Annotated in this window: 28 protein-coding genes and 2 pseudogenes; 19 read left to right on the top strand and 11 right to left on the bottom strand. The window is 68.4% G+C overall.

Going from position 1 to position 26,884, the window contains the following annotated elements; all coding sequences use genetic code 11:
• Positions 1 to 39 precede the first annotated feature (39 nt).
• The 8 genes and pseudogenes from ACUP6Y_RS22055 to ACUP6Y_RS22020 all read left to right on the top strand — a co-directional run bounded on the left by ACUP6Y_RS22055 (position 40) and on the right by ACUP6Y_RS22020 (position 6,948).
• The gene (locus tag ACUP6Y_RS22055; RefSeq protein ID WP_462553126.1) at positions 40 to 1,374 is read left to right on the top strand and encodes an NAD-dependent succinate-semialdehyde dehydrogenase; all 1,335 of its coding nucleotides are present in this window, start codon (positions 40 to 42) and stop codon (positions 1,372 to 1,374) included.
• Positions 1,375 to 1,424: 50 nt separating this feature from the next.
• Positions 1,425 to 2,570 (top strand): annotated as a pseudogene (locus tag ACUP6Y_RS22050) (acyl-CoA dehydrogenase family protein).
• A gap of 139 nt (positions 2,571 to 2,709) precedes the next feature.
• Positions 2,710 to 4,251: an amidase gene (locus ACUP6Y_RS22045; RefSeq protein ID WP_462553125.1), complete on the top strand. Its 1,542-nt coding sequence runs from the start codon at positions 2,710 to 2,712 to the stop codon at positions 4,249 to 4,251.
• The gene (gene nthB / locus ACUP6Y_RS22040) at positions 4,248 to 4,955 is read left to right on the top strand and encodes a nitrile hydratase subunit beta (RefSeq protein WP_462553123.1); all 708 of its coding nucleotides are present in this window, start codon (positions 4,248 to 4,250) and stop codon (positions 4,953 to 4,955) included. The genes ACUP6Y_RS22045 and nthB overlap by 4 nt, the downstream gene beginning before the upstream one ends.
• The gene (nthA, locus tag ACUP6Y_RS22035; protein ID WP_462553121.1) at positions 4,952 to 5,551 is read left to right on the top strand and encodes a nitrile hydratase subunit alpha; all 600 of its coding nucleotides are present in this window, start codon (positions 4,952 to 4,954) and stop codon (positions 5,549 to 5,551) included. Before nthB ends, nthA begins: the two co-directional genes overlap by 4 nt.
• A 47-nt stretch (positions 5,552 to 5,598) precedes the next feature.
• Entirely contained in the window at positions 5,599 to 5,985 is a 387-nt protein-coding gene (locus tag ACUP6Y_RS22030; protein ID WP_218865836.1) for a nitrile hydratase accessory protein, read from the top strand.
• Complete coding sequence (locus ACUP6Y_RS22025) at positions 5,982 to 6,185, top strand: CbtB domain-containing protein (RefSeq protein ID WP_367919492.1); 204 nt, start codon at positions 5,982 to 5,984, stop codon at positions 6,183 to 6,185. The genes ACUP6Y_RS22030 and ACUP6Y_RS22025 overlap by 4 nt, the downstream gene beginning before the upstream one ends.
• Positions 6,151 to 6,948, top strand: coding sequence for a CbtA family protein (locus tag ACUP6Y_RS22020; RefSeq protein ID WP_462553118.1), 798 nt, complete (start codon positions 6,151 to 6,153; stop codon positions 6,946 to 6,948). Before ACUP6Y_RS22025 ends, ACUP6Y_RS22020 begins: the two co-directional genes overlap by 35 nt.
• Before the next feature lie 210 nt (positions 6,949 to 7,158).
• Here ACUP6Y_RS22020 and ACUP6Y_RS22015 read toward each other — a convergent pair whose 3' ends face one another.
• Positions 7,159 to 8,112: a GlxA family transcriptional regulator gene (locus ACUP6Y_RS22015; protein ID WP_462553116.1), complete on the bottom strand. Its 954-nt coding sequence runs from the start codon at positions 8,110 to 8,112 to the stop codon at positions 7,159 to 7,161.
• 107 nt (positions 8,113 to 8,219) lie between these two features.
• Here ACUP6Y_RS22015 and ACUP6Y_RS22010 point away from each other — a divergent pair, with 107 nt between their 5' ends.
• Positions 8,220 to 8,855, top strand: coding sequence for an isochorismatase family protein (locus ACUP6Y_RS22010; RefSeq protein WP_139622343.1), 636 nt, complete (start codon positions 8,220 to 8,222; stop codon positions 8,853 to 8,855).
• Between the two features lie 527 nt (positions 8,856 to 9,382).
• Here ACUP6Y_RS22010 and ACUP6Y_RS22005 read toward each other — a convergent pair.
• Together ACUP6Y_RS22005 and ACUP6Y_RS22000 are read right to left on the bottom strand one after the other, a co-directional pair.
• On the bottom strand, positions 9,383 to 9,529 hold the full coding sequence (locus tag ACUP6Y_RS22005) for a winged helix-turn-helix transcriptional regulator (protein ID WP_379145950.1): 147 nt from the start codon (positions 9,527 to 9,529) through the stop codon (positions 9,383 to 9,385).
• A 26-nt stretch (positions 9,530 to 9,555) separates the two neighbouring features.
• A pseudogene (locus tag ACUP6Y_RS22000) lies at positions 9,556 to 9,684 on the bottom strand (winged helix-turn-helix transcriptional regulator); the annotation flags it as partial.
• Between ACUP6Y_RS22000 and ACUP6Y_RS21995 the strand changes: the two are divergent.
• Entirely contained in the window at positions 9,683 to 9,856 is a 174-nt protein-coding gene (locus tag ACUP6Y_RS21995; protein ID WP_179728204.1) for a nuclear transport factor 2 family protein, read from the top strand. The pseudogene ACUP6Y_RS22000 and the gene ACUP6Y_RS21995 sit on opposite strands and share 2 nt — an antisense overlap.
• A 558-nt stretch (positions 9,857 to 10,414) precedes the next feature.
• On the opposite strand, the gene ACUP6Y_RS21990 is transcribed toward ACUP6Y_RS21995, so the two are convergent.
• Positions 10,415 to 11,662, bottom strand: a complete 1,248-nt coding sequence (locus ACUP6Y_RS21990) for an MFS transporter (protein ID WP_462553112.1) — start codon at positions 11,660 to 11,662, stop codon at positions 10,415 to 10,417.
• A gap of 78 nt (positions 11,663 to 11,740) precedes the next feature.
• Here ACUP6Y_RS21990 and ACUP6Y_RS21985 point away from each other — a divergent pair, with 78 nt between their 5' ends.
• Entirely contained in the window at positions 11,741 to 12,196 is a 456-nt protein-coding gene (locus tag ACUP6Y_RS21985; protein ID WP_462556796.1) for a winged helix-turn-helix transcriptional regulator, read from the top strand.
• 81 nt (positions 12,197 to 12,277) lie between these two features.
• Here ACUP6Y_RS21985 and ACUP6Y_RS21980 read toward each other — a convergent pair whose 3' ends face one another.
• The 7 genes from ACUP6Y_RS21980 to ACUP6Y_RS21950 all read right to left on the bottom strand — a co-directional run bounded on the left by ACUP6Y_RS21980 (position 12,278) and on the right by ACUP6Y_RS21950 (position 17,922).
• Positions 12,278 to 13,393: an SGNH/GDSL hydrolase family protein gene (locus ACUP6Y_RS21980; protein ID WP_462553111.1), complete on the bottom strand. Its 1,116-nt coding sequence runs from the start codon at positions 13,391 to 13,393 to the stop codon at positions 12,278 to 12,280.
• Between the two features lie 171 nt (positions 13,394 to 13,564).
• The gene (locus ACUP6Y_RS21975) at positions 13,565 to 13,957 is read right to left on the bottom strand and encodes a hypothetical protein (RefSeq protein ID WP_462553110.1); all 393 of its coding nucleotides are present in this window, start codon (positions 13,955 to 13,957) and stop codon (positions 13,565 to 13,567) included.
• Positions 13,954 to 14,526 (bottom strand): hypothetical protein, encoded by a 573-nt coding sequence (locus ACUP6Y_RS21970; RefSeq protein WP_462553109.1) that lies wholly within the window; start codon positions 14,524 to 14,526, stop codon positions 13,954 to 13,956. The genes ACUP6Y_RS21975 and ACUP6Y_RS21970 overlap by 4 nt, the downstream gene beginning before the upstream one ends.
• A gap of 119 nt (positions 14,527 to 14,645) precedes the next feature.
• Positions 14,646 to 15,434 carry a 3-(cis-5,6-dihydroxycyclohexa-1,3-dien-1-yl)propanoate dehydrogenase gene (gene hcaB / locus ACUP6Y_RS21965; RefSeq protein ID WP_462553108.1) on the bottom strand — a complete coding sequence of 263 codons (789 nt, stop codon included), beginning with the start codon at positions 15,432 to 15,434 and terminating at the stop codon, positions 14,646 to 14,648.
• Positions 15,435 to 15,457: 23 nt separating this feature from the next.
• A complete protein-coding gene (locus ACUP6Y_RS21960) occupies positions 15,458 to 16,321 on the bottom strand; it encodes an alpha/beta fold hydrolase (protein ID WP_462553106.1) in 864 nt (287 codons plus the stop codon).
• A 37-nt stretch (positions 16,322 to 16,358) separates the two neighbouring features.
• The gene (locus tag ACUP6Y_RS21955; protein ID WP_462553105.1) at positions 16,359 to 16,667 is read right to left on the bottom strand and encodes a bifunctional 3-phenylpropionate/cinnamic acid dioxygenase ferredoxin subunit; all 309 of its coding nucleotides are present in this window, start codon (positions 16,665 to 16,667) and stop codon (positions 16,359 to 16,361) included.
• Between the two features lie 37 nt (positions 16,668 to 16,704).
• On the bottom strand, positions 16,705 to 17,922 hold the full coding sequence (locus ACUP6Y_RS21950) for an NAD(P)/FAD-dependent oxidoreductase (protein WP_462553104.1): 1,218 nt from the start codon (positions 17,920 to 17,922) through the stop codon (positions 16,705 to 16,707).
• Positions 17,923 to 18,039: 117 nt separating this feature from the next.
• Between ACUP6Y_RS21950 and ACUP6Y_RS21945 the strand changes: the two genes are divergently transcribed.
• The 8 genes from ACUP6Y_RS21945 to ACUP6Y_RS21910 all read left to right on the top strand — a co-directional run bounded on the left by ACUP6Y_RS21945 (position 18,040) and on the right by ACUP6Y_RS21910 (position 26,869).
• Positions 18,040 to 18,825: an IclR family transcriptional regulator gene (locus tag ACUP6Y_RS21945; RefSeq protein ID WP_462553102.1), complete on the top strand. Its 786-nt coding sequence runs from the start codon at positions 18,040 to 18,042 to the stop codon at positions 18,823 to 18,825.
• A 112-nt stretch (positions 18,826 to 18,937) separates the two neighbouring features.
• Positions 18,938 to 19,825 (top strand): VOC family protein, encoded by an 888-nt coding sequence (locus tag ACUP6Y_RS21940; protein ID WP_462553100.1) that lies wholly within the window; start codon positions 18,938 to 18,940, stop codon positions 19,823 to 19,825.
• Between the two features lie 29 nt (positions 19,826 to 19,854).
• Positions 19,855 to 21,222 carry an aromatic ring-hydroxylating oxygenase subunit alpha gene (locus ACUP6Y_RS21935; protein ID WP_462553098.1) on the top strand — a complete coding sequence of 456 codons (1,368 nt, stop codon included), beginning with the start codon at positions 19,855 to 19,857 and terminating at the stop codon, positions 21,220 to 21,222.
• Between the two features lie 13 nt (positions 21,223 to 21,235).
• On the top strand, positions 21,236 to 21,784 hold the full coding sequence (locus tag ACUP6Y_RS21930; RefSeq protein ID WP_462553097.1) for an aromatic-ring-hydroxylating dioxygenase subunit beta: 549 nt from the start codon (positions 21,236 to 21,238) through the stop codon (positions 21,782 to 21,784).
• On the top strand, positions 21,784 to 22,707 hold the full coding sequence (locus ACUP6Y_RS21925; protein ID WP_462553095.1) for an alpha/beta fold hydrolase: 924 nt from the start codon (positions 21,784 to 21,786) through the stop codon (positions 22,705 to 22,707). The genes ACUP6Y_RS21930 and ACUP6Y_RS21925 overlap by 1 nt, the downstream gene beginning before the upstream one ends.
• Positions 22,704 to 24,497 (top strand): flavin-containing monooxygenase, encoded by a 1,794-nt coding sequence (locus ACUP6Y_RS21920; protein ID WP_462553094.1) that lies wholly within the window; start codon positions 22,704 to 22,706, stop codon positions 24,495 to 24,497. Before ACUP6Y_RS21925 ends, ACUP6Y_RS21920 begins: the two co-directional genes overlap by 4 nt.
• Positions 24,490 to 25,662 carry a CaiB/BaiF CoA transferase family protein gene (locus ACUP6Y_RS21915; RefSeq protein WP_462553093.1) on the top strand — a complete coding sequence of 391 codons (1,173 nt, stop codon included), beginning with the start codon at positions 24,490 to 24,492 and terminating at the stop codon, positions 25,660 to 25,662. Before ACUP6Y_RS21920 ends, ACUP6Y_RS21915 begins: the two co-directional genes overlap by 8 nt.
• Positions 25,655 to 26,869 carry an acetyl-CoA C-acetyltransferase gene (locus ACUP6Y_RS21910; RefSeq protein ID WP_462553092.1) on the top strand — a complete coding sequence of 405 codons (1,215 nt, stop codon included), beginning with the start codon at positions 25,655 to 25,657 and terminating at the stop codon, positions 26,867 to 26,869. The genes ACUP6Y_RS21915 and ACUP6Y_RS21910 overlap by 8 nt, the downstream gene beginning before the upstream one ends.
• Positions 26,870 to 26,884 lie beyond the last annotated feature (15 nt).

Below are 26,884 nucleotides of genomic sequence, written 5' to 3'. Positions count from 1 at the left end.
ACAGGTCTTGACTATTGCTCGCGTGCTCAGGCGCGGGGCATGTGCACGTCAGCGCCTTGGGCCGCAACGGGCGAGGAGGTCCGCGCCTATCCGACGGCCACCGACGACGACGTGATGGCAGCCGTGGCGAACGCGTCCGAGGCCTACGAGACCTGGGCGCGCGACGCCGCCGTCAGCGACCGGGCGAGGTGCACGCGGCGCGCCGCCGAGCTCCACACGGAGCGGCGGGACGAGCTCGCGGCCATCATCAGCCGCGAGATGGGAAAGCCGCTCGACCAGGCGCTCATGGAGGTCGACTTCAGCGCCAGCATCTTCGCCTACTACGCGGCGAACGCAGAGGCCTTCCTCGCCGACGAGGAGATCCCGGTCCAGTGGGGCGGCGGCTCCGCCCTCATCCAGCGGCAGCCGCTCGGAGTGCTGCTCGGCATCATGCCGTGGAACTTTCCCGTCTATCAGGTCGCCCGCTTCGCCGCGCCGAACCTGGTGGCCGGCAACACGATCGTCCTCAAGCACGCCCCACAGTGCCCGGAGTCCGCCGCCGCGCTGGCCCAGCTCTTCGCCGACGCCGGCTTCCCGGCCGGCGCGTACAACAACATCTACGCGACGAACGCCCAGATCGAGGCCGTGATCGCCGACCGCCGCGTCCAGGGTGTGTCGCTGACCGGATCCGAGCGGGCCGGCGCGGCAGTCGCCGAGATCGCCGGCCGGCACCTGAAGAAGGTCGTCCTCGAGCTCGGTGGTTCCGACCCGTTCATCGTGCTCAGCACCGATGACATGGACGCAACCGTGGACGCGGCCGTGATGGCACGTGTGGCCAACGGCGGCCAGGCGTGCAACGCAGGCAAGCGCATGATCGTCCACGAGGACCTGTACGACGATTTCGTGACGAAGTTCAGTGCGCGGCTGACGGCGATGCCCGCGGCGCCGTTGTCGTCCGGTGCTGCGGCGGAGCGGTTGGAGGAGCAGGTGTCGCAGGCCGTCGCTGACGGCGCGACCCTCGCCGGCGCCGAGGAGCAGGGAGGTGCCTGGTTCGCCCCCGGTGTGCTCACGGGCGTCGAGAGCAGCGCCGTCGCTCGCGAAGAGCTGTTCGGGCCGGTCGCAATGGTGTTCAAGGTTCGAGACGAGGCGGAGGCGATCCGGGTCGCGAACGACACCGACTACGGACTCGGCTCCTACATCTTCACCACGGACGCCGAGCAGGCGCGTCGGGTCGCGACCCGGCTGGACGCCGGCATGGTCTTCATCAACGGGGTCAACGCGATGGGACCCGAGATGCCCTTCGGTGGTGTCAAGCGATCGGGCTTCGGCCGTGAGCTCGGCCGGCTCGGCATCGAGGAGTTCCTGAACCGGAAGATGATCCGGATCGTCCGCTGAGTGTGCGGAAACGCCGACTCACCACATCACGAAAGGCAAGGCAGCAGCACGTGAGACGCGAGATCTACGACAGTGACCACGAGGCGTTCCGGAAGTCCGTCCGGGAATTCATGGAGCGCTCGGTCATTCCGAATCTTGACTCCTACGTGGAGAACAAGGCCTTCCCTCGCGAGCTATGGCTTGCAGCGGGCGAGCAGGGGTTGCTCGGCCTCGGCATCCCGGAGGAGTACGGCGGCAGCGGCGCCGAGGACTTCCGGTTCGCGGCGGTGCTGGGGGAGGAGACCTCGAAGGTCGTCGCGGCCCTCAACAGCTGCTGGGGCATCCACTCGGACACGGTGGTGCCCTACTTCGTCGAGCTGGGCACCGAGGAGCAGAAGAAGCGCTGGCTGCCAGGTATCGCGTCGGGCGAGATCCTGTGTGCGATCGGGATGACGGAGCCGAGCGGGGGATCGGACCTGGCCGCGTTGAAGACCACCGCGGTCCGTGACGGGGACGAGTAGGTGATCAACGGCTCCAAGACGTTCATCACCAACGGCTACTCCGCCGACCTGGTCCTGGTCGCGGCCAAGACCAGCCCCGACAAGAAGGCGCGCGGGATCTCGCTCTTCGCGGTCGAGACCACCAAGGAGGGCTTCTCCCGCGGCCGCAAGCTCGATAAGGTCGGCCAGGAGGAGTCGGACACGGCAGAGCTGTTCTTCGACAACGTGCGGGTCACGGATGCGGAGCTCATCGGCGAGCTCGACCACGGCTTCATCCACATGATGCAGTGGCTCCCGCAGGAGCGACTCGGGTCCGCCATCAGCAATGTCGCTCATGCCAAGCAGATCCTTGAGGAGACGCTGGTCTACACCAAGGAGCGCGAGGCGTTCGGGCAACCTGTCGGAACCTTCCAGCACAACAAGTTCCTGCTCGCCGAGCTCTTCACCCAGATCGAGGTCGCGGAGGCATACGTCGACAAGTGCGTCATGGCCCACGTGCGGGGAGAGCTCACCGCCATCGATGCCGCGAAGGCCAAGTGGTGGGCAGCCCAGGCGCAGTCGGAGGTGCTCGACCGCTGCGTACAGCTGCACGGCGGCTACGGGTTCATGAACGAGTATCGCGTGGGTCGCGCTTGGCGGGACGCTCGGATCACGAAGATCTGGGCCGGCTCGAACGAGATCATGAAGGAGCTGATCGGGCGCGACCTCGGTCTGTGACCGCCTCCGCCGCGGTCGGACGACGGGCTTGCGTATTCCGAGAAGCCTTGTCCTCCGGCTCTGGGGTGTCTCTGTTCCCCTGACCGCGCCTCCGGCGTGAGGATCGCCACATACGCCCGGGAGGAGAAGAGGATTGAACATGCCGATGGAGCGGCCCACCGCGTCGGCCCTCGCCCAGATCGCCGCAGCCTACGGTTTCGACGTCTCGCCGGATGACCTGCAGCACTACCGTGTCGCGGCCGACGAATCGATGGCCGCATGGGACCTCGTCGAGCTGCTCTACGCCGAGCATGTGCCAGCAGCGCCGGACCGGACCTGGACCCGTCCATCGGACGACGACAACCCGTTGGGGGCGTGGTATGTCCAGACTGAGATCCAGGAGTGCAATGACGGTCCGCTGGCTGGCCGGCGCATCGTCATCAAGGACAACACCAGCGTCGCGGGCGTACCCATGATGAACGGCTCGCGGATGCTCGAGGGTTTCACCCCTCGAGAGGACGCGACGGTGGTCTCCCGACTGCTGAGGGCCGGCGCCGTGATCGTGGGGAAGTCCGTGTGCGAAGACCTCTGCATGTCCGCGGGATCGCACACCAGCAAGACCGGTCCGGTGCGCAATCCCTGGGATCCGAGCCGCTCGACGGGGAGCTCGTCGAGCGGCAGTGGCGTGCTCGTCGCGACGGGCGAGGCCGACATGGCAGTGTCGGGCGACCAGGGAGGCTCCATCCGCATCCCGGCCGCATGCCTCGGCGTGGTCGGGCACAAGCCCACCTGGGGACTCGTGCCCTATACCGGCGCGGTGCCGGTCGAGCTCACGCTGGACCACCTCGGGCCCACGGCCCGGACGGTCACGGATGCTGCCCAGATGCTCACCGTGATCGCCGGAACCGATGGCCTCGACCCACGCCAGCCGTCCTTCCTGGAGCCGACCGACTATGCCGGACGGCTCGACGAAGGAGTGGCCGGCCTGCGGGTCGGAGTGGTCACTGAGGGTTTCGGACATGCCAACTCCGAGCCTGAGGTCGACGAGACGGTTCGTGCTGCTGTCGGATTCCTCCGATCAGCGGGAATGGTCGCGGAAGAGGTGTCCATCCCCTTGCACCTTCACGCCGCTGCGCTGTTCAGCGTCATTGCCTTCGAAGGCGCCCTCGCGCAGCTCGTCGACGGCAACACCTTCGGCTCTGGGTGGAAGGGCCGGTACGACCCCGAGCTGATGTCTTACTACGGCTCGCGGCGGCAGAGGGACCCCGCCGCGTTCTCCGAGTCGCTCCACCTGACGATGCTTGCCGGCCGCCACGCCCGCAACACTGCCCACGGCAGGCACTACGCGATGGCGCGTAACCTCGAGCCCACGCTTTCCGCCGCCTACGACGACGCCCTGCGTCACTATGACGTGCTGGTGATGCCGACGTCGCCGATTCGAGCGACGCCACTTCCGGGACCTGGCGCAGAGATTCCCGAGATCCTCGCTCGCGGTACCGAGATGCTCGCCAACACCGCCGCCTTCAACGTGACTGGCCACCCCGCGTGCTCAGTGCCCGCTGGCATGGCCGGGGGTCTGCCGGTAGGGATGATGATCATCGGCCGGAAATTCGACGACGCCGCTGTGCTCCGCGTCGCCCATGCTTTCGAAGCCGAGGTGGGCGGATTCCAGCGATGGGAACGAACGAAGGACCACGCATGAACGGAGTATTCGACCTTGGCGGGACCGATGGCCTCGGGCCGACCGAGGCATCCCCTTCAGAACCGCCGTTCTTCCATGACTGGGAGCGGGTCGTCTTCACCATGCAGCTGTCCTGCATGATCGGCGGCTGGTTTGGCCTGGATTCCTTCCGGCACGGCATCGAGCTGATGGACCCCGTGACCTATCTCAGCTCGTCGTACTACGAGCACTGGCTCCATTCGTTTGAGCATCACGGCATCGCCAAGGGTCACATCGACCCCGACGAGCTGGACCGTCGGACGCAGTACTTCCTGGACCACCCGGACGCGGCGCTCCCGGTCCATGAGCCGAAGCCGCAGCTGATCGAGATCGTCGATGCGCTCTCGACGCACGGTGCCCCGGCGTCGCGACCGACCGAGGCGCCGATCGGCTTTGCGGTGGGCGACGTCGTCCGGGTCCGTGGCATCGCACCCCTGGGCCACACGCGCCTGGCCCGCTACGTCCGCGGCAAGGTCGGGACGGTCGTTGCGTACCGCGGCTCGTTCGTGTTCCCAGACTCGGCCGGCAACGACCGTGGTGAGGATCCGCACCACCTCTACACGATCCGGCTCGAGGGCACCGAGCTATGGGGCGAGGAATACGCCGATCCCCGGACCTCCTCGACGTTCGACGTCTGGGAACCCTACATCGAGCTGGTGCGAGTGAGCGAAGGAGCGGGAACATGAGCGAAGCCGACCGCACGTCGGAGGCGATCGCGGCGCGGGTGAAGGCCCTGGAGTCGATGCTGATCGAGCAGGGCCTGCTGACCACCGAGATGATCGACCGCTACGTCGACATCTACGAGAACGAGGTCGGCCCGCAACTCGGCGCGAAGGCGGTGGCGAAGGCCTGGGCCGATCCGGAGTTCAAGGAGCGGCTCCTTCAGGACGGGACTGCGGCCTGCGCCGAGCTGGGCATCGGTGGGGGGCAGGGCGAGCACATGGTGGTGATCGAGGACACCGATGAGGTGCACCACGCCATCGTCTGCACGCTGTGCTCCTGCTACCCGTGGCCCGTCCTTGGCCTGCCGCCCAACTGGTATAAGGAGCCGCAGTATCGCTCGCGCATGGTCCGAGCGCCGCGACAGGTGCTGGCCGAGGACTTCGGATACGAGATCCCAGAAACCAGGGAGATCCGCGTCTGGGACTCCAGCTCCGAGATCCGCTACTGGGTGCTGCCCCAGCGTCCGCCGGGTACCGAGGGGTGGTCGGAGGAACAGCTCGCCGGGTTGGTCACCCGCGACTCGATGATCGGCGTCGCTCCCATCGAGGCAGTGTCATGACGACGTCAGCCGTGGGGTCGGAGTCGACGGCCGGAGAGCGGCGCAGCGTGGACGAGCTGATCGGCGATCTCCCCGGCCGGTCCAACGATCTTGCGTTCGACGAGCCGTGGGAGCTGCGTGCCTTCGCGCTCGTGGTCGCCGCGCATGAGGCGGGTGGGTATGCCTGGGCCGAGTTCCAGCAGGAGCTCATCGCGTCCATTCGGGAGTGGGAGGAATCCGCCGACGACACCGATGCGTCGTGGTCGTACTACCAGCACTGGGTCCGGGCGCTCGAGTCAGTGCTGGCCGGGCGAGGGGCCGTCGACCGGAACGCTGTGGATCGACGGACGTGCGACGTCCTCGCCACCCCCAAGAACCGCAACCATCACGAACCGCATTACGAGCCGATCGCCGTCGACCCCGCGAGGACGACGTCGATCCCGGAGGCACCGTGAACATCGAATCCACCCCCCTCGCCCATCGTCCCACCCCGTCGGCCGTGCCGCTCTGGGCGTCGGCACTCGCGGCCGTGGCGCTGCTTGCCGTGTTCTTGATCCTCCAGGGGAACGACTCTCTCCTCTCTGCCGAGATGGGCTCGTGGCTGCACGAGGTCACGCACGATGGACGGCATGCACTCGGCGTGCCGTGCGACTGACACCGTGGCTGCGACGTCCTGGGGGCTGCGCCTCAGGTGTGGTGCGGTCGCGGGAGCAGCGGGCGGCCTAGCGTCTGTCGTGGTCCTCTGGCTGATGGTCGAACCGGTCATCGGCCGAGCCATCCTGCTCGAGGAGGAGATGCACGGCCGGCACGAGGCCGGGGGTTCTCACGAACACGGCGCCACGGTGACGCGCCTGCAGCAGCAGATCGGGGGCACGATCACCGTTCTCGTCGTTGGCGTGCTCCTCGGACTTGCATTCGCCGTGATCTACGCGTGTGTGCAGCACCGCTTCTCTGAGGAGACGGATCTGGGAAGGGCGCTGAGCCTCGCGGCGCTGGCGTTCACCGTCGTCGCTGCCGTGCCGAGAGTGATGGTGCCGGCTAATCCGCCCGGGATCGGCAGCTCGGACACCGTGGGCCGGCGGACGCTGATGTATCTGTTGATCATCTTGGTCGGCGTGCTCTTCGTCGGAGTCGTATTCGCGCTCCATCGGGCAGCGGTCGACAGGGGCATCGCGCCGGAGGGGCGCTGGCTCCTGACTGCAGCGGCGGTCGCGATCGGCGCCTTGGTCGTCTTTTCGGTGCCGCACGTCGAGGAGCGAGTGCCTTCGGTAATTCCTGCTGATCTCGTCTGGGACTTCCGTGTCGGATCGCTGGTGCAGACGGCCGCCCTGTGGACGACGATGGGGATCGTTCATGGCGTGTTGCTGCATCGCGAACGAGAGCGTGAGTCGGTGAGCTTGATGGCTCGGGGTCGATGAGCTGGAGGCGACGCCGTGCGCCCGTCGTCAAATCGGAGGATGAGTCATCCTCGGCTCCGCGCGGCGCCTCTGATGGAGACGTCGTAGACCGGCCATGCCGGGTCTCGTTGGACGAGATCGTCGCGCGACTCCTGCTCTGGTCGGGCTGCTGATCGGAGACTTCGACGTGCTGCCTCGCGGAGGACTGGCGCGGCTCGCAACCGGTGACGCCTATGGTCCAGCTGGCGCGAATCGCCGTCGATAGGAAGTCGGCGTCGTCGCGAACGCCGTAGTGAAGTTCTGCCGGAAGGTCACGACGCTGCTGAAGCCGCACTCTTCTGCGATGCGGGAGATCGGCCAGGTCGTCGTCTCGAGGAGGCGGCGAGCTTCGTCGAGACGACGAGTGAGGACCCATCGTGCTGGTGTTGTGCCGGTGACCTCCGCGAATCGGCGCGTGAAGTTGCGCCGGCTCATCCGGGCGTGGGCTGCCAGGTCGTCGACCGAGAGTCGCTCATCGAGGTGGGCGAGGGCCCAGTCGATTGTGGTTCCGAGGTCGCCCACGCCCCCCGCCGCCGGTATGGGGCGGTCGACGTACTGAGCCTGGTCGCCTTCGCGGTGGGGCGCGACGACGAGATGGCGAGCGACGGTGGCTGCCGCGGTCGATCCGAGCTGCGAGCGCACGATCGACAAACACGCGTCGATTGCCGACGCCGTGCCGGCGGACGTGAGGACGTCGCCGTGGTCCCGATAGAGCGCTGCCGGCGTGACGGTCACATCCGGGCGTCGCTTGGCGAGCTCTTCGACCGCGCCCCAGTGGGTGACGACATCCCTTCCGTCGAGGACCCCGCTGTCCACGACGGGGAAGGCTCCGAGGCACAGCCCTGCGATGTGGCTGCCCCGCGCCTGCGCGGCGCGGATCCTGTCGGCCAGGACCGCGTCGGTTGGCGGGAGGTCGCTCGGCCACGACGGCATCACCACGAGGTCGGCGTCCTCGACGACGTCGGGTCCTGCGACAGCTTCGACCCGGAGCCCCTCGGCGGTCCGGATGCCGTGCCCGTCCGCGGTCCACACGACGGGAGTCCATCCTTCGGCCAGACCGAGGCGGCTGACCTCGCCGAAAACCAGCAGCGGAGCGGCAAGGTGGAACATGGTTATGCCGTCGAAGGCGTGCACGACGATGCGCATTGTGGCCCGATCTCATCGAAGGTCGTCTTTCGTGCCACTCACGGTACCGCCTCGCAGCGACCAGAGTGGAGGGGAAGGCCCCACCCACCTAAAGCAGGAGAGTCTCTGTGTCCACGCCCCGCCGCGCGCTGATCGTCGTCGACGTCCAGCAGGAGTACTTCGACGGCATCCTCCAGATCCAGTCCCCGTCACGCGAGCAGTCTCTTGCCAACATCCTGGCCGCGCTCGATACCGCGGAGCGCCAGGACATGCCCGTGGTCGTCGTCCAGCACGAGCTGCCCGAGGGCGCGCCGGTCTTCGCCGTCGGAAGCCACAGCTGGTCGTTGCGCCCCGAGATCGAGCGGCGCCTGAAGCCCTCCTGGAAGCGGGTGACCAAGGACAAGGGCAGCGTCTTCGCTGGCACCGACGTCGCCGCATGGCTGCTCGAGCAGGAGGTCGACACCATCACCATCGTCGGCTTTATGACCAACAACTGCGACATCGCCACAGCGGTGGGCGCCGAGGAGCTCGGCCTGGCTGCGGAGATCCTCTCTGATGCGAGCGGTGCGATCCACCTGGCCAACGAGGCGGGCAAGGTCTCCGCCGACGAGCTGCACCAGGCCCTGCTCGTGCTGCTGCACTCCAACTTCGCAGCGGTCGCCAGCACCAAAGCCTGGGCGGAGGCCGTCGCCGCTGGAGCCGCGCTGCCCAAGAGTGACCTCGGCACTTCCGCCATGCAGGGCCGCGCCTCCTTCGCCGGCTGAAGAGCGGACCCTGCGGGTCCACGAGTGCCGCCAAGCAACATGGTGGTCGTCGTGGGCGGACGCCTGTGGCGTCGCCCACGACAGAGGCAGTGGCAACCGAGCTCGTGCTCGCCTCAGAAGGTAGAGCGCTCCTTCCTGACGTCGCACTGGCCTGGCCGGCCCACCCGGAGTCGGAGAGGCGGGTCGCCGGGAGCGGAAATCGCTCCCGGCGGGCGGCGCCGACACGCGACCGGGGCGAGCCGGCAGTCGGCAGATAGTCGTCACGGGACCACGAATTTTCACCATCAACCATCATCGGCCGGCATGCAGCGTTCGCGCAGGTCCGGCCGTGTTTTCCAATCACCGTCAGCGGCAGTCGTCAAGCCCCAGAAGGCCCTCGAATTGTCCCCCGACAAGGCCGTCTCGCTTCTCGCTGGAGGATGACTTAGCTCGAGCCGGGCCTGATTGTCTCCGCCTATGGCTATCTCGTGAGGACACTGAATCGCTGGATCGAGGGCGTGCTCACCGCGGCGCACAGATTGCAGTCTTCAGCGGCTGTCGTATTCGTCGCGGGCGCGTAGGACTGTCTCGATGTGCTCTTCGGCCCATTGCCCGAGCGCGGCGAGGGGCTTGCGCAGGGTCTGGCCGAGGGCGGTGAGTTCGTACTCCACGCGGGGTGGCATCTCGTTGTACATAGTGCGGGTGAGGTCCCGTCGCGCTCGAGGTCGCGCAGGGTCTCGGTGAGGACCTTGCCGCTGATGCCGTCGACTCTCTCGCGGAGCGCGCCGAACCGAAGCGGCCCGTCGTCCAGCCAGAGGAGCTTCCAGCTCGCGGTGAGGGGCCCGGCCATGGTCAACGGCGAGCTGGTTGCTGTGCCTGTGCGCTTCACCGGCCGCCGCGATGGGGCGTCGATGGACATGACCGGAGTGGACCTGCTTACTGTCCGTGACGGCAAGATCGTCGAGGTGCACCTGTTCTCCGAGAACGGCGTAGCCGAGGACCAGTTCTGGGGACGTCCCTGACCTTCGGTGGTCAGGTGAAACGCATATGATGGTCGTCGGCGCCGGACGCTCCAGCAGAGCCATGCGGATCAGAAGGACCCGCGTAGTCCCACGTTCCGGAAGTCTGGTGACCTCGCCCAAAGGTGTTCTCACTGCTTCGTTCCGCGGCATTGGTACTAACGAGGGCGCGACGACGACCAGCTGCCTGCGGTCCGCAGATAGTCCGCAGAAGGTCCCGGAACGACCACTTCTGGCCATCGACGATCAACGAACGGGCGGGCGTGTTTGCGCAGGTCAGACAGAGTTTCCAGTCATGTCCAGTGTCAGTCACCAAGGCCCAAGAACCCCTCGAATCGTCTCCCTGGTACTACTGATTCTTCAGAGTTGCACCGGTCAGAGGCATGTTGAGGGGCCTCAAGCACCCTTCCAGTCCGCAGAATCTCCGGTGAGGCATCTCCAGGACGCCTCCATCGGCGGCGCCGTTTGCGGTGTCGCCAGGCCCGGGTGCCACCGGCCACCAAGTGCACATGAAGGCGCCCATCGGTGCGGGTGCCTGGCGGAGGTGAGTGAGCGGTCCGTTCAGCTCCTGATGGTGCTGGTGACCCGTCTGTTCCCGGCGATCGAAGCTTCGGGTCCCGTCGTGATCCCGCGGCGAGGTCGGTGACGGATGTGGAGGACAGAGGTCGTGGCGGCTGCGATCACCACGAATGCCCCGTAGAGAGCGATGACCGTTGCCAGTCCGAGCTGCGGGACGAGGAGCCCGGCAACGAGAGCAGGAAGCCCGTAGGCGACATAGCAGACGACATAGATCGCCGATATCAGGCTCGCACGATCTGTCGGGGGCGCCGTCGCAAGCACCAGCCGTACCGGTGCTTGGAAGCCGGCGCCGAAGCCAGCGCCCGCAACGACAGCGCCGACGGCGACACCGGGCAGGACCTCGAGGAGGGCGCACGCAACGGTGAGGACTGAGCCGAGGATGAGTGCTGCTGAGCCGACGACGAGCGCCCGACGGGCATCAACCTGCCGAAGGGTCAGAGCGGTGAAGGCTCCCGTACCCGTCATTGCTGCGAGGAGCGCGCCTGCGGCGAAATGGCTCGAGATGTCGAAGATCTCGACGAGCGCAGACGGCATGAGTGAGAGGAACAGGCCCGCGATGGCCCAACTGGCCGCGATCGAGCCGGCGCCGATGCGGAACTGGCGCCGGGATGCGTCAGGTACGGAGATGGTGGGACGGAGCGATTGCAGTGCCCCCGGCCGGCGCTCGACACCGTCCGGGAGAAAGGGGAGCGTCAGCGCCAGCAGGACGAGGAGCGAGCCGAAGGCGACGTAGACGAGTGTCTCGGGCGCTGGGGCCCACTGCACGAGCGCGCCACTGGCCAAGGATCCCACGGCGAGCGCGAGCGCTGGAAGGGCGGCGTTCAGAGTGCTCGCGAGCGCGGGATGTCCGGGCGGAGCGTTGTCGATGAGCGCGGCGCCGAGCGCTCCGAGGGCAAGGCCGACGGCGATTCCTTGCTCGGTCCGTCCGAGCACCAGCGCTCCGAAGCCGTTCGCCGTCGCAAGCACCAGGTGCGAGGCGGCGATGCCGAGCGTGCCGACGATCAGCACGGGGCGTCGGCCGACGTGGTCGGAGAGGCGTCCGGCGACGAGGACGCTGAGGAGGATGCCCGCCATGTACGCCGCGAAGGCCGCAGTGAGCATGAAGGGCGTGAGGTTCCACTCCTCCGCGTAGATCGGGTAGAGCGGCGAGGGGACCGCAGACGAGGCGACGGCGACCAGGAACAGGGTCGCGAGCATCCAGAACCATGTGATCGCAGCGGATGACGACATGGTCCTCATCATTCCTTGCTGACTACGAAAAACATAGTCAGATTCGACAGCACATGGCGCACCCGTCATGATCAGGTCATGGCACGACCTCGGATGGCGGACAACCCTTGCGGCATCGCGCGCGGACTGGACCTTCTCGGCGAACGCTGGACGGGCCTCGTGCTCCGCGACGTGTTGAGAGGAGTCCAACGCTTCAGCGACCTGCAGCGGGAGCTGGGAGTGGCGCCGGACGTGTTGTCTGATCGACTGACGAAGCTGATCGAGGCCGGCGTACTGACGAGGGTCGACTATCGAGAGCATGGCCAGCGTTCTCGATCGAAGTACACACCGACCGAGTCCGGGATTCGACTTGGCCTGGTGCTCGTCGCGTTGAACGACTGGGCGGACGAGTTCAGGCCGCTCGAGAGGGCGAGGCCGAACTCCCTGCGGTTCATCGAGCGGCCCACGGGTCAGGCGGTCCACCTCGCCCTCGTCGGCGACGACGGCCGGATCGTCGCCGACGAGGACATCGGGCTGAGGGCCTCCGGCTCGTAGTCCCGGGCACCGCTCGCCCAACGGCGCGTGTCCGGGCGCCCGCGAGCTGGTGCCATGGGTGACCTCCGGGGTGTCGCTGGCTCAGCGCCAAGCGTGAAGTCGCGCGAAGCGTTCGCCGATGAGCCTGTGCGTGGGCGCGTCCGGATGGAGGTTGTCGGGCAACGGCAGCGCTTCAGCGTCGGACGGCCCGTAGAGTCGCAGCCCGTCGAGGTAGTGGAGGTTGGCGTCCTCGCGCTCGGCGCAGACCGCCTCGAGGGCCGATCGGATCGCCGTGAGGGACAACTTCCCTCGGGAGACATCCTCCGGGTTGCCGCCCGCGATGAAGGCGATGCGACCGTTGGCCAGCGCGTCTGCGTCCGGGATGGTCGGGCCAGGTACTTCCTCGTGGATCAGGCAGTGAATGGGTGAGATCACGGTCAGCGGGGTCTCGGGATGTCCATCCCTGATGGTGTCCAGGTAGCCGTGGATCGCCGGTCCGAGAGCTCGCCGTCGAAAGAGGTCCTGGTTGACGACGTTGATGCCGATCTTCAAGGTGATGACGTCGGCAGGTGTGTCGCGGATGGTTCGCGCCACGAATGGATCCAGCAGGGCGCTGCCGCCAAGTCCGAGGTTCACCAGTTCGACACCTGCAAGCTTCGCGGCGATGGCAGGCCAGGTTCCCGTCGGGTGGGTCGCTGCGGAGCCATGACTGATGGAGCTGCCATGGTGCAGCCAGGTGGGCCGGTCGTGGGCGACCGGCAGAACCGCCGCGTTCGTCCGCAGGTCGACCAGCTCGCACTGCTCGTTGTGGGGCAACCAGATCTCGACCAGTTTCGGACCGTCGGGCAAGGTCACGGACAGGGTGGACGTCGCACCTGCCAGGTGCGTGCTGGAGCCGGTCATCATGTCGACGTTCAGGGTGCTGCCGTTCGCCGCAGCCAACTGAGCGAAGAGTCGACCGTCGACGACGACGTCGTAGACCCCCGCCGGGGGAGTGGGAGCGCCAACGTAACGCCGTCTTGTCGCGTGAACATCCAGTTCGACCGCGGTCGCTTCGGTCTGCATCGTCACGCGCACTCCGGAAGGCTGGGCCTCGGCGAGATGGACCTGCGGATCGTCGGTCTGCGCTCGCGCCCAGGCCGGCAGCCGGTGAGGCAGCACGCCACGCTCGGTTCGTTCGAGCTCAAGCGCTCCCTTGATCAGGTCGGTGTCGATCATCGCTCCCCTTCGGGGCCTTGTCGCCATGGCAGGCTGACCCGGCCGGTCCGCCGCATCGACGCTGTGGCGCTTGGCATCCAGGTAGGACGTCGGCCGGGTCGCGGTTGCGATCTCCGGCCACGCAATCGTCGGGTTCTGCTCGGGTCAGGCCGGGTCGCGCCGGCCCGGGGACTACGCCGCGGCGGAGGTCAACCGGGCGATCTCGTTCTCGACGAGCTCATTGATCGCCTGACGCTCGGTTCCGAGGCCGACGATCGTCCAGCGGTCGTCCTTGCCCTCGAACGACTCCACGTCGGCCTCCGAGATCCACGAATCGGTGCCGCCGCTGAAGAAGGGCTCCTCGGCGGTCGTGTCACGGCGTACGACGCCCTCGACGATGTGTACTCGGCGCTCGTAGACCATGTGGGCCTCGCTGATGGACGTGCGGACTGTCCGTTCGAGGACGCTGGCGCCGCGCTTGCATCGCGCGTACTGCCAGGCCTCGCCCGCAGTGGAGAAGACCTCGATCGCGTTGTCCGCGGTCCGCACCACGTGCACCGCCGAGCTGCCGTCGTAGACCTTCATCGTCGACTCCTTGCTGAGACTGTGTGGACAGGGGCGGCGGTTGCGGGCCGGTCCGCTGGGCGGTGGACCAGGACCGCCCTGAAGCGGGGTTGCTCCCGGAGGGCCCAGCGCTCCAGTTGCGCCGGGTCCGAGCTGTGCTCATCGGCGGCGTCCCGCAGGATCGCTGCGGTCCTCACGAGCTTGCGGCGCTCGGGCAGCGCCTCCGTCAAGCCGCGGGCAAGCGAGCGTTGGACGGGGGAGGTGCGGGTCGCTGCGGCGTCGAGGGCGGCCAGTGCGTCCTCCTCGCGTCCCAGCAGGTCACCGGCGGCCTCACGCACGCTCGCGTGCACCGCCTGCGGCGCGACCTGCGCTCGCAGGAGGGCCGGACGTCCGCGCCGGCCGCAGCACTGAGCCAGTCGGAGCGCGGTGGCCGCATGTGCGTCCGACATCGTCAGGAGGAGGCGGGCGGTCTGGGGGAGGCGCTCGCGGCGGAGCCACGCTGCAGCAGCGAGGCAGTGGTTGCTGAGCTCCAGGTCGATGCTGATCGCGTCGGAGACGTCGGGCAGATGGACGAGCTGGCGGATCGCCATCGCTGCTCCCTTCGCCGTCCCCGATCGGGCTGTGCCGACTGGTTGTGGTGCAGCCTAGGAACGGCGCCCGGAGGACTCAACGAAGTCGTTCCGGGAGGCTGAACCGCCGCTCGGAGACCTCATTGCGGCCGGTGCGGTGTTCCCGCCGAGCTGATGTCGAAGACGGTCCCGGTCACGGTCAGGGCATCGTGCGCCGAGGCCAGCAGCAGGTAGGCACCCACGTAGTCCTGCGGTTCGATGCGTCGTTCGAGAGCCGAGTACTGCTCCAGGTACTCCTGGATCGGGATGTCACTGATGCTGCGCTCGTCCAGGCCCAGCGAGCGCGGTCCGCTGAGGTTCGTCGCCGTCCCACCGGGCGCCACGCCGTTCACCCGGACATCGGGGGCCAGCTCGTAGGCCAGCTGACGTACGACGCCGAGCCCCGCGTGCTTCGTGGCCGTGTAGAGGACGCCGCCTCCCTGCGGATAGAAGGATGCGTTGGACAGTGTGAGGACGATGGCGCCGCGCGACCTCCTCAACTCGGCGGCCGCCGCCCGCGCCCCGAACAGGTAGCCCAGCACGTTCACCTCGAAGAGGTCCTTGAACCCGGCCGCGAGCTCGCTGGGGGAGAGGTCGAGCAAGGTCCGGCTGAAGTCCCAGAGGCCGACGTTGCCGATCAGGACGTCGAGCCCTCCGAAGCTGTCCACGGCGGCTTCGACGGCTCGCTCGTTGTCGGCGTACGACGTGACGTCGCCGGCCACGGTGACCAGGTTGCGGTCGCCGATCGCCTCGAGCTCGGCGACCTTGTCGGGCGCCCGCTCCAGGACCGCGACGCGTGCCCCTTCGGCGAGAAGGCGGTCCACCACGGCTCGCCCGATCCCGGAGCCCCCGCCCGTGACCAGGACGACTCGTTCCTCCAGTCCGCGCACCTCGGTGGTCCTCTCTGTCGTCGTCAGTGATCGGTGATGAATGAGGTCACGAGGCGGTTGAACTCCTCGGCGTGCTCGAGCTGGGCCCAGTGGCCGCACCTGTTCATCAGGACCAGCCGTGAGTTCTGGATCATCGACATGGCTCGGAGCCCGACCTCCCAGTGCACGGTCCGGTCGTCGCGCCCGTGGATGAGCAAGGCGGGGACGCTGGAGGTCGGCAGGGCCGCGGCCGCGGTCATGAAGGCCTCCTGGCCGACGCCCGCGCTCATCCGCTCCAGCCAGTGCTTGAGGTGCTCCGGGTGCGCGAGCGCGGCCCGCGACCGCTCCTCGGCGAGCTCATCGGTGGCGAACGCCGGGTCGAAGCACATCACCTGCACGAGCCGCTTGAAGTTGGCCGGCGACGGGTCCTGGTAGGCCTCGAAGAGGGCCTTCATGCCTTCGCTCATTCCCGCGGGCGACAGGACGTTGACGCCCCACACGCCGGAGCCCATCAGGACCAGGTGCGACACCCTCTCGGGCCAGCGGGCATTCACGATGATCCCGGCCCCGCCCCCCATCGAGTTGCCGACGATGGCGGCGCGCTCGATCTCGAGGGCGTCCATCAGCTGCTTGACCGCCTCGCCCTGGTCGAAGCCCGACTCCACCGGCTGCGGGCTCGACTCGCCCCAGCCCGGCATGGTGACGGCGACGACCCGGAACCTCTCCGAGAGGGGGCCGATGTTCGGCGCGAAGTTGGACCAGCCGGTCGCCCCCGCGCCGGTGCCGTGGATCAGCAGGACCGGGTGTCCCTCGCCGGCCTCGTTGACCTGGATCTCATAGTCAGGGGTGCGCACGATCCGGCTCGTGCTCTCGTTGGTGATCGCGCCGCTCTGGGTCTGGGTCGTCATGGGGTGCTGACTCCTCGGTGATGGGGGGGGTTGGTGGTCAGTCGGGAAGGTCGACGAAGACGTCGTCGCCCTCGACCTTGACGGCATACGTCGCGACCGGGCAGGTGGCCGGGAGGCTGAGCACCTCACCGGTCTTGATGCAGAACTTGGCGAAGTGCCAGGCGCACTCGACCACGCCGCCCTCGACGTAGCCGTCGGCCAGGGAGGAGTCGTCGTGGGTGCACGTGTCGTCGATCGCGTAATACTCGTCGTCGACGTTGAAGAGGGCGATGGGCTTCTTCCGTTCGAGCTGGAAGCCTTCGCCCTCCTCGATGTCGGACGTGCTGCAGGCCTTGGTCCAGGTCACGTGGTCTCACACACCTTCCGTCGGTTCATCGGCGGCATCAGCCGCGCGCCAGGGTCTTGATCAGGGACTTGATCTCGAGTCCGTCATCGGCGAGCGCCTCGCGGTGGCCGCCGATGGGTCGCTGGATCAGTCGGCGCGCGGCGCCCACGTCCCGCGCACGGTCGAGGCCGCACACCGCCACGACCACGTCGTCGCGGAGCCAGAAGCCGAGGTAGGACGACGCGGTGGAGTCGCGTCGCATCACGATCTCGTCGGAGGGAGCGGGGCGCCCGAACATCTGGAACGTGAGCCCGAACTGGTCCGACCAGACGTACGGCGTCTCGGTGAACGCAGTCGGCGTCCCGGCGATGCTCGCCCCGACCGCGGCTCCGTGCTTGAGTGCGACGTCCCAGTGCTCGATCCGGGCGGGCCCACCCACGAGGTGCGGGTGCGGCTGGCTGGCGACGTCACCTGCGGCGTACACCCACGCAACGTCCGTGCGCCCGTGGGGATCGACCACGATGCCCTGGTCGTCGGTGCGGACGCCGAGTGCCGTGGCCAGCTCGATGCGGGGCTCGACCCCGACACCGACGACCACGGTGGCGGCCGGGATCCGGGTGCCGTCCTCCAGCACGACAGCCTCGACCGCGTCCGTGCCCTCGAACCGCAGCACGTTCTGGTCGAGGAAGAATCGGACGCCACGCTCCCGGTGCAGCTCCAGCGCCCGCGCACCGAGCTGCTCGTGGAGGACGGGGAGGGGGCGGGGTGCGACCTCGACCACGCTCACCTCGATCCCGTGCTCACGGGCGAGTGCCGCGACCTCGAGGCCGATGAAGCCTGCGCCGACGACCACGAGTGGACCGCCGAGCGTGAAACGCTCGGCGAGCAGGCCGGCGTCACAGGCGTCGCGCAGCACCAGGACGTGGTCGAGGTGGGCGCCCGGCACGGTCAGGCGCCGGGCTGCCACGCCGGTGCTCAGGAGCAGCGTGTCGGGGACCAGGGTCTCGTGAGTGCTGAGCCGGATGGCGCGGGTCGTGGGGTCGACACCGCGAACCTCGACGCCCAGGAGGAGCTCGATCTCGAGTTCGGCGAAGCGGTCGAGAGGAACGATCGGCCGGAGCGCGCTGTCAGCGAGCTTCGACAGCGGGGGGCGTTCGTACGGCGGGTTCGGGTCGCGATCGATGAGGGTGATCGCCCCGTCGTGCCCGTGTGAGCGCATGGCGAGCGCCGCCGAGACGCCTGCGGCGCTGGCTCCGACGATCACATGGTGCGGCATGGCTGTCCCCAATTCTCGAACTCCCTTGACGATACTGGAGTCTGATATACCGTATCTCATACAGGGTTCCCCATGGTGGAACACCGAGGGCACGACCACGGGAAAGGAGGTCTACTGATGACGCTTCAGCAGGCCAGGAACACAGGGATCGCCAGCAACCGCGACACGTCGGCCGGCAAGGCGCTCTCCCTTCTCGACGCCCTCGGCGGACCGCGCTCCGTGATGGGGGTCTCGGAGCTCGCGCAGCTCGTCAACCTGCCGAAGGCCACGGCGCACCGGCTGCTCGCCGTCCTCATCGAGAGCGGCTATGTCCGGCGCGCCGGCGACAAGTACGCCCTCTCGACCCGGGCGTTCGAGCTCGGGAACCAGGTCGCGGTGGCGCGGGCGAACGGCCTGCGGGACCGGGCGATGCCGGTGCTGACCGAGCTCTACGCCCAGACCCGGGAGGCGATCCACCTCGCAGTGCCGGCCGGCGCCAGCGTCCTGTACGTCGAAAAGCTCTTCGGACCGGACTCCGTGCGGATCGGCACGGCGGTCGGCATGCGCCGGCCGCAGCACGCCACCGCGCTCGGCAAGTCGATGCTGGCCTTCTCGGAGCCGCAGTTCGCGGCCTCGATGCAGGCGCGCTACTACCGTTTCACCGCGTTCACGATCGCCAACCCCGACCTTCTCGGGCGCGCGCTCGAACGCGTGCGTCAGGAGGGCTATGCCACCGACTTCGAGGAGATCTTCCTCGGGGTCTCGTGCATCGCCGTGCCGGTGCTCGACCGGCGCACGCAGCAGCCGGTTGCGGCGCTGTCCTTGAGCACGGGAGCGGTGGGTCGTTCCGTCCTGCGCTACAAAGCCGTGATGCTCCGGGCGGCCGAACAACTCTCCGGCCACGTCAGCACGATGGTCGCCTGATGCGCAACGGGCCGCGGTTCGGCCAGACGGAACGCGTTGGTTGTCGAGCCCTTGTGAGAGTCGCACGATCAGCGGACGAGGTCCACGTGAACCGGATGGGACGGAACGACGCATGACGAGAGTCGAAGCACTCGGCTACCTGGGGCTACGAGTGAACAGCCTGGACGACTGGGAGGTCTTTGCCACCGAGATCCTGGGCATGAGCGCCGCCCGTGAGGAGATCGACGGCGAGGACGCGCTGGTCCTGCGCATCGACGAGCGAGCCCATCGCGTCACGCTCCGGGCCGGCGACGACGAGCTCGACTACGTCGGCTGGCAGGTCTCCGGTCCCGACGCCCTGGACGAGGTGGCGGCCGCGCTCGACGAGGCCGGCGTCGCCTACAAGGATGATGCGGCGCTGGCCGAGTTGCGGGGCGTGCGTCGGTTGCTGAGCTGCACCGACCCCGCCGGGTACGCCCTGGAGTTCCACTACGGCGCGACCAACGTGCGCGAACCGTTCCTCTCACCCACGGGCGCACGGTTCGTCACGACGACGCCCGACGGCGCGGACCTCGGCCTCGGCCACGTGGTCGTGGTCTGCGACAACGTCGATGAGACGCTCGAGTTCTACCGACGGGTGCTCGGTTTCAAGGTGAGCGACCACATCATCCCCGTCCCAGGGCTGCTCCTCACCTTCCTGCACACCAACCCGCGTCACCACTCGCTCGCGGTGGCGCCGATCTACGGCGAGGGAAAGGGCGAGATCAACCACTTCATGCTCGAGGTCGACGACCTCGACGTGGTCGGTCGCGCGCTCGACAAGGTGCAGCGACGCGGCATCCGACAGCTCGCCACGCTGGGGCGGCACACGAACGACAAGATGCTGTCCTTCTACGTCCAGTCCCCGTCCGGCTTCGGTGTCGAGTACGGCACCGACGGGCTCCTCATCGACGACGACACCTGGTCCGTCGTGACCTACGACTCCTCGGAGTACTGGGGCCACGTCTTCGACCGTGACTGACCTGCTGCAACCCGGATGGAGAACCTGACATGACCATCGCCAGCAACACCGAGAACTCGGCGTACCTCGATTCGCTCGTCAACGTGACCACCGGCGAGCTGGACCGCCGCATCTTCAGCGACGAGGAGATCTTCGAGCTGGAGATGAAGCACATCTTCGGGCGGGCCTGGCTCCTGCTCTGCCATGACACGCAGATCCCTAAGCGCGGCGACTTCTTCGAGGCGCCGATGGGGCGGGACAACGTGCTCGTGGTCCGTCAACGCGACGGTGGCATCAAGGCCTTCCTCAACACCTGTTCGCATCGCGGAAACGCGGTCTGCCGGGCGGAAGAGGGCAACGTCCGCAACTTCATGTGCACCTACCACGGCTGGACCTTCGGCCTGGATGGCGAACTGGTCGGCGTGCCCGGGATGACGGACTTCTACCGCGAGGACCTGGACAAGTCGAAGTACCCGCTGCGCAAGGTGGCCCAGCTCGACAGCTACAAGGGCTTCGTCTTCGCGACGATGGACCCCGACGCCCCGCCGCTGGTCGACTTCCTCGGCCGGACCGGCCGGATCGCCATCGACCTGCTGGCCGAACGAGGTGACATGGAGGCCCGACCGGGCGTGCAGAAGTTCACGCTCAACTGCAACTGGAAGTTCGCGGCCGACAACTCGTTCGACTACTACCACCCGCAGATCACCCACATCTCGGCGCAGGCCGTCGGAATGATCCCCAGCACGGATCAGACCGACAGTGGGGGGGCCAGGACCGACGAGGGCAAGGCCCTGGGCGTGCAGCGGCTCCCCACGGACCTGGACACGCTCGTCGCGCTCGGCGAGTACGGTCACGCGATCTCGGGACCGAGCCTCGACTCGATGGTCGCGACCCTGCCGCCGGAGATGCACGAGCTCGTGACGTGGCGCCAGCAGCCCGGGCCGCTCGCCGAGCTGGGACCGGTGGGATCCCGGTTCGCCGGTCACCCGCACCTGTTCCCGACCGCCTGGTTCACGATGGACGCCCAGATCAGCCTCCGTGTGCCGCGCAGTGCCGGTGTGACCGAGGTGTGGTGGTTCAGCTTCAAGGACCGCAATGACACTCCTGAGGAGCAGAGGGCTCAACTCGGACGGCAGATCCACTCCTTCGGACCGGCCGGCTTCCTCGAGCAGGAGGACGGCGAGAACTGGTCGCAGAGCACGCTGCAGACGCACGGCGGCGCCAGCCGTGAGATTCCGCAACTGCTCAAGATGGGGCTCGGCCGCGGCAAGATCATTCACGAGGACGGCGTCGCCCGCATCGAGGCCCCGGTCAACGAGCACGCGCAGCTCTGGACCTACCTGTCCTGGCTCGAGTGGGTCAAGGGCACGAGCTGGGACGAGCTGCGCGCCTCCACCACTCCCGGCGACTACATCTGAGGACGGAGCAGCCATGGGAACCATGCGACTGGAGACCACGATCGCGCCCGAGAAGATCGCCGCGATGTACCTGCAGTACGAGGTCGAGCAGTTCTACACCCACGAGGCCGCACTGCTGGACCACCAGCGGTTCGAGGAGTGGGTCGACCTGTTCACCGACGACACGTCGTACTTCATGCCCATCCGCCGGACCGTCCCGCGCCGGAACCTGGCCAAGGAGTTCACCCAGCCGGGTGAGATGGCCTTCTTCGACGATGACAAGGCGACGCTGGTCGGACGGGTGCAGAAGCTGGCGACCGGCACCGCCTGGGCGGAGGACCCCCCGTCGCGGACCCGGCACCTGGTCACGAACGTCCGGATCGTGGAGGACTCCGGCACCGAGCTCACGGTCGAGACCTGCTTCCACCTCTACCGGACCCGGTTGAAGTCGGAGATCGACGAGTGGATCGGGCGTCGCGAGGACGTGCTGCGACGGACTGAGTCCGGTTTCCGGGTCGCCCGGCGCCACATCTACCTGGACCAGACCATCCTGCTCTCGCAGAACCTCAGCAACTTCTTCTGATGGGGCTGACCAACGACGACACGCGCGCCGAGATCACCCGGTCCGTCACTGCGAACGGAATCACCCTGCGCTGCGCCACCTACGGCGACCCGGCAGGCGACCCCCTCCTGCTGGTCATGGGGATCGGCACGCAGCTGGACGGCTGGGACCGGGGCTTCTGTGACGGCCTGGTCGATGCGGGCTTCCACCTCATCCGCTTCGACAACCGGGACGTCGGCCTGTCGCAACGCATCGAGGGAACCCCCGACGTCGCGGCGATCCGCCGCGGTGACCTGAGCACACTGCCCTACACGCTCGACGACATGGCCGCCGACGCCGTCGGGCTGCTGGACGCGCTGGGCCTCGAGCGCGTCCACGTGCTGGGCGCGTCGATGGGAGGCATGGTCGCGCAGCTGGTGGCGATCCACCGACCGGAGCGGGTGCTCTCGCTCGCCACGCTCATGTCGAGCACGGGGGAGCGTTCGGTGGGACGCGCCGACCCGACGGTGCTCGAGCTGATGCGGCGCCCCGCGCCGGCGAGCCGTGAGGGCGTCATCGAGGCCGCCGTCGAGCGTTCGCGTGCTCTTGCAGGGAGCGGATTCCCCTTCGACGAGCAGGCGGCACGCAGGCGAGCCGTCATGGCACATGACCGAGCCCACGACCCGGCCGGGCGTCTGCGCCAGCAGGCGGCCGCCATCGCCGCGCCCGACCGGACGTCCGCGCTCCGCGAGCTGCGGGTGCCGACGGTCGCCATCCATGGCACCGATGACCGCCTGGTCGACATCAGCGGTGGGCGCGCCATCGCAGCCGCCGTTCCAGGCGCCTGGCTCGAGGTGGTCGACGGCATGGGCCACGGCATCGTTCCCGGCGCCTGGCCCCAGATCATTGCCGCGATCCGTCGCAATGCGGACCGCGCACCATCCCTCCCAGGAGATCATTCGTGACAACTCAGGCAGACCGGCAGGCCCTCGGCTTCGACCCCGACGCGCTTCGAGAGAAGTACCGGATCGAGCGGGACAAGCGGCTGCGCCCGGACGGCTCGCGCCAGTACCAGGCGCTCGAGGGCGAGCTTGCGCACTTCATCGACGACCCCTACACACCGCGAATCGAGCGTGAGCCGGTCGACGACCACGTCGACGTCGCGGTGATCGGCGGTGGGTTCGGCGGCCTTCTCCTCGGGGCACGCCTGCGCGCGTTGGGGTACGACGACATCCGCCTCGTCGAGCAGGGCGGGGACTTCGGCGGCACGTGGTACTGGAACCGTTACCCGGGCGCGGCATGCGACACGGAGGCCTACATCTACCTCCCGTTGCTCGAGGAGACCGGCTACATGCCGAGCGAGAAGTACGTGAAGGGTCCTGAGATCCTCGAGCACTGCCGGCGCATCGCCCGCCACTACGGGCTCTACGAGAACGCGCTGCTGCAGACACGGGTTGCGGACGTGGTGTGGGACGAGGACGTCGCGAGGTGGACCGTGACGACCGACCGGGGTGACGTCTTCACCGCGCGGTACGTCTGCATGACCGCAGGTGCCATGCAGAAGCCGAAGCTTCCCGGCGTGCCCGGCATCGAGACCTTCCGAGGTCACACCTTCCACACCACCCGGTGGGACTACGCGTACACCGGCGGCGACAGCACCGGCGGCCTCGTCGGGCTGGCCGACAAGCGGGTTGCGATCGTCGGGACCGGCGCAACGGCCATCCAGGCCGTGCCCGCCCTGGGCGCCAGCTCCGGCCAGCTCTACGTCGTCCAGCGCACCCCGTCGGCCGTCAACGCCCGACAGAACTCACCGACCGACCCGGCCTGGGCTGCCTCGCTGCAGCCCGGCTGGCAGCGCGAGCGGATGGACAACTTCTCGACCTTCGTCGCTGGCGGCGATGCGGAGACCGACCTGGTCAACGACGGCTGGACCGCCATCTACCGGCTGCGAACCCTCAGCGGCGGCGTCCTCGACGAGATTGACGACTTCGCCAAGATGGAGGAGATCCGGCGTCGGGTCAACGACATCGTTCGCGACCCGACGACCGCCGAGGGCCTCAAGCCGTGGTTCCGCGCGCTCTGCAAGCGGCCGTGCTTCAACGACGACTATCTCGAGACCTTCAACCGGCCCAACGTCACCCTGCTCGACACCGACGGCCAGGGCATCGAGCGCGTCACCGAGACCGGGATCGTCGTCAACGGCACGGAGTACGACGTCGACTGCCTCGTCTTCGCCAGCGGATTCGAGGTCGGCGCTCCCTTCGCGAAGCGGCTCGGCTACGACGTGACCGGCCGTGAGGGGGTCAAGCTGAGCGAGAAGTTCTCCGGCGGCATGTCGACGCTGTACGGCATGCAGACCAACGGCTTCCCGAACTTCTTCATCGTCTCGGTCAACCAGGTCGGCGTGAGCTCGAACTTCGCGCACATCCTCGACGTCCAGAGCCGCCACATCAGCGACGTCATCCACGCCGCGGACCAGCGCAACAGCCGCACGGTCGACGCGGAGGTCGCGGCGGAACAGGCCTGGGTGGACACGGTCTACGAATCCTCGCGCGCAAACCTGGAGTTCCTCGCCTCCTGCACCCCGGGGTACTACAACAGCGAAGGACACCCGAATGCCGAGGCCGCACGACGCAACGGAGCCTACGGACCGGGCATCGTCGCCTTCGACCGACTCGTCAGCGAGTGGCGGGCCGAGGGCACCTGGCGGGGCGTGATCTTCGAGCCGGCGCTGGAGTCGGAGCGGAGTGCCTGAGGTGTCGGCCGCGGGTCCGCTGGCGGGGCTCGTCGTCGCTGACTTCTCGCGCATCGTCGCAGGGCCCTACTGCACGATGCTCCTCGGCGATCTCGGAGCGGACGTGATCAAGGTCGAGAGCCCCGCGGGGGACGACACGCGCACGTTCGTCCCCCCGGTGCGCGACGGCGAGTCGACGTACTACATGGCGGTCAACCGCAACAAGCGGTCGATCGCGCTCGACCTGGGGGCAGAGGCGGATCGTGAGGTGGCGCATGCGCTGGCGCGGCGCGCCGACGTCTTCGTCCACAACTTCCGGCCGGGGGGCATCGAGCAGTACGGCCTCGGCTACGACCGCGTCTCCGCCTCCAACCCGGGCATCGTGTACGCAGCGATCAGCGGCTTCGGGACCAAGGGCGGAGCGACGTTGCCCGGCTACGACCTGCTCATCCAGGCGACATCGGGACTCATGGAGCTCACCGGGGAGACGGACGGTCGTCCACTCCGGGCGGGAATCTCGGCCATCGACGTGATGACCGGCCTGCATGCGGCGGTCGCGGTGCTCGCGGCACTCCACCACCGCGCACGCACGGGTGAGGGTCAGTTGGTGGAGCTCGACCTGTTGTCCAGCGCACTGTCGTCGATGATCAACCAGACGTCGGCGTACGTCGCCGGCGGCGTGGTCCCGCAGCGCATGGGCAACGAGCACCCGAGCCTCTTTCCGTACGGCCCATTTCCGGCGGCCGATCGCGAGCTCATCGTCGTGGCGGGGAACGATCGCCAGTTCCGGACCCTCTGCGGAGTGCTCGGACGGCCGGAGCTCGCGACGGACGCCCGGTTCGCGACGGTCGGCGGGCGCAACGACCACAGGGAAGAGCTGCGCCCCGAGCTGGTGGCGGCGCTGGCCGCTCGCCCCGCGGACGACTGGACTGATCTGATGACCCGCGCGGGCCTGCCGTGTGCCCCGATCAAGGACGTCCGCGGTGGCGTGGAGCTGGCCAGCCGACTCGGCCTGGAGCCCGTCGTCGAGGTCGAGGGGGTGCCGATGGTCCGCAACCCGGTCACCTACTCGCTCACGCCGCCGCAGTACCGGCGCCGTCCGCCGACGCTGGACGGCTCGGCCCAGGAGGTACGCGCGTGGTTGGCCGCCGAGGGTGCCCCGAGCGAGGAGCGAGTCGATGCGTGAGGCAGTGATCTGTGAGCCCCTGCGGACCCCGGTCGGCCGCTACGGCGGCGCCCTCGCCGGCGTGTCGGCCAGCGAGCTCGCGGCGACCGTGATCGCCGAGCTGCTGCGCCGCGCGGGTGTGTCGGGTGACGTCGTCGACGACGTGGTCCTCGGCCAGTGCAACCCCAACGGCGAAGCGCCGGCGATCGGCCGCGTGGCCGCGCTCGACGCTGGCCTTCCGGTGACCGTCGCCGGACTGCAGGTGGACCGTCGCTGCGGCTCGGGGCTCCAGGCGGTCTGTCAGGCCGCCATGCAGGTGCAGACCGGCGTCGCCGACGTGGTGATCGCGGGTGGGGCCGAGAGCATGAGCGCCGTCGAGCACTACACGACCGGCATCCGGTTTCCGGGGCGCGCCGAGTCCGTGGTGCTGCACGACCGGCTGGCCCGCGCCCGGACCACCGCGGGCGGCCGGCACCACCCGGTGCTCGGCGGAATGATCGAGACGGCGGAGAACCTGCGCCGCGAGTACGGCATCAGCCGCGAGGCGCAGGACGAGCTCGCGGCCCGGTCCCATCGGCGCGCCGCGGCGGCCCAGGCCTCAGGCGTGTTCGCCGAGGAGATCGTGCCGGTCGTGACCCCGGGCGCCCGCGGCGCGGAACTCACCGTGAGCGACGACGAGCACATCCGTCCCGAGACGACCGTCGAGTCGTTGGCCGGGCTCCGACCGGTGTTCGGGCGGCAGGACCCCGAGGCCACCGTCACGGCCGGGAACTCAAGCGGACAGAACGACGGGGCGGCGGCCTGTCTGGTCACCACCCCGGAGACCGCCGAACGCCTCGGTCTCCGGCCCTACGCACGCCTGGTGACGTGGGCGGCCGCAGGGGTCGATCCGGCCCGGATGGGCATCGGGCCGGTGCCGGCGACCGCCCGCGCGCTGGACCGCGCCGACCTGACGCTGGCCGACATGGACCTGATCGAGGTCAACGAGGCGTTCGCAGCACAGGTCCTCGCGGTCACCCAGGAGTGGGGCCTCGGGGCCGCTGACTGGGATCGCATCAACGTGCACGGGTCGGGCATCTCGCTCGGGCACCCCGTGGGCGCGACCGGGGTTCGCATCCTGGCCACCATGCTGCGAGAGCTGCGGCGCCGTGAGGGGCGCTACGCGCTGGAGACGATGTGCATCGGTGGTGGGCAGGGACTGTCCGCCGTCTTCGAGCGCATCGCCTGATCCGCACACCAACCA

The sequence above is a fragment of the Nocardioides sp. S5-5 genome, from assembly GCF_054954065.1.
The sequence above is the reverse complement of the archived record's forward strand: the minus strand, read 5'-3'. Positions and strand labels throughout refer to the sequence as shown.

Excerpts from the sequence above, each read along its gene's own strand:
- ACUP6Y_RS21930 (WP_462553097.1), top strand. The coding sequence starts at position 21,236 with ATGGGAACCATGCGACTGGAGACCACGATCGCGCCCGAGAAGATCGCC.
- ACUP6Y_RS22015 (WP_462553116.1), bottom strand. The coding sequence starts at position 8,112 with ATGCGCATCGTCGTGCACGCCTTCGACGGCATAACCATGTTCCACCTT.
- ACUP6Y_RS21925 (WP_462553095.1), top strand. The coding sequence starts at position 21,784 with ATGGGGCTGACCAACGACGACACGCGCGCCGAGATCACCCGGTCCGTC.
- ACUP6Y_RS22005 (WP_379145950.1), bottom strand. The coding sequence starts at position 9,529 with ATGTACAACGAGATGCCACCCCGCGTGGAGTACGAACTCACCGCCCTC.
- ACUP6Y_RS22020 (WP_462553118.1), top strand. The coding sequence starts at position 6,151 with ATGGACGGCATGCACTCGGCGTGCCGTGCGACTGACACCGTGGCTGCG.
- nthB (WP_462553123.1), top strand. The coding sequence starts at position 4,248 with ATGAACGGAGTATTCGACCTTGGCGGGACCGATGGCCTCGGGCCGACC.
- ACUP6Y_RS22055 (WP_462553126.1), top strand. The coding sequence starts at position 40 with ATGTGCACGTCAGCGCCTTGGGCCGCAACGGGCGAGGAGGTCCGCGCC.
- ACUP6Y_RS21975 (WP_462553110.1), bottom strand. The coding sequence starts at position 13,957 with ATGAAGGTCTACGACGGCAGCTCGGCGGTGCACGTGGTGCGGACCGCG.
- ACUP6Y_RS21985 (WP_462556796.1), top strand. The coding sequence starts at position 11,741 with ATGGCACGACCTCGGATGGCGGACAACCCTTGCGGCATCGCGCGCGGA.
- ACUP6Y_RS21910 (WP_462553092.1), top strand. The coding sequence starts at position 25,655 with ATGCGTGAGGCAGTGATCTGTGAGCCCCTGCGGACCCCGGTCGGCCGC.
- ACUP6Y_RS21990 (WP_462553112.1), bottom strand. The coding sequence starts at position 11,662 with ATGTCGTCATCCGCTGCGATCACATGGTTCTGGATGCTCGCGACCCTG.
- ACUP6Y_RS21980 (WP_462553111.1), bottom strand. The coding sequence starts at position 13,393 with ATGATCGACACCGACCTGATCAAGGGAGCGCTTGAGCTCGAACGAACC.
- ACUP6Y_RS21945 (WP_462553102.1), top strand. The coding sequence starts at position 18,040 with ATGACGCTTCAGCAGGCCAGGAACACAGGGATCGCCAGCAACCGCGAC.
- ACUP6Y_RS21935 (WP_462553098.1), top strand. The coding sequence starts at position 19,855 with ATGACCATCGCCAGCAACACCGAGAACTCGGCGTACCTCGATTCGCTC.
- ACUP6Y_RS21960 (WP_462553106.1), bottom strand. The coding sequence starts at position 16,321 with ATGACGACCCAGACCCAGAGCGGCGCGATCACCAACGAGAGCACGAGC.
- ACUP6Y_RS21940 (WP_462553100.1), top strand. The coding sequence starts at position 18,938 with ATGACGAGAGTCGAAGCACTCGGCTACCTGGGGCTACGAGTGAACAGC.
- nthA (WP_462553121.1), top strand. The coding sequence starts at position 4,952 with ATGAGCGAAGCCGACCGCACGTCGGAGGCGATCGCGGCGCGGGTGAAG.
- ACUP6Y_RS21950 (WP_462553104.1), bottom strand. The coding sequence starts at position 17,922 with ATGCCGCACCATGTGATCGTCGGAGCCAGCGCCGCAGGCGTCTCGGCG.
- ACUP6Y_RS22045 (WP_462553125.1), top strand. The coding sequence starts at position 2,710 with ATGCCGATGGAGCGGCCCACCGCGTCGGCCCTCGCCCAGATCGCCGCA.
- ACUP6Y_RS21970 (WP_462553109.1), bottom strand. The coding sequence starts at position 14,526 with ATGGCGATCCGCCAGCTCGTCCATCTGCCCGACGTCTCCGACGCGATC.
- ACUP6Y_RS21995 (WP_179728204.1), top strand. The coding sequence starts at position 9,683 with ATGGTCAACGGCGAGCTGGTTGCTGTGCCTGTGCGCTTCACCGGCCGC.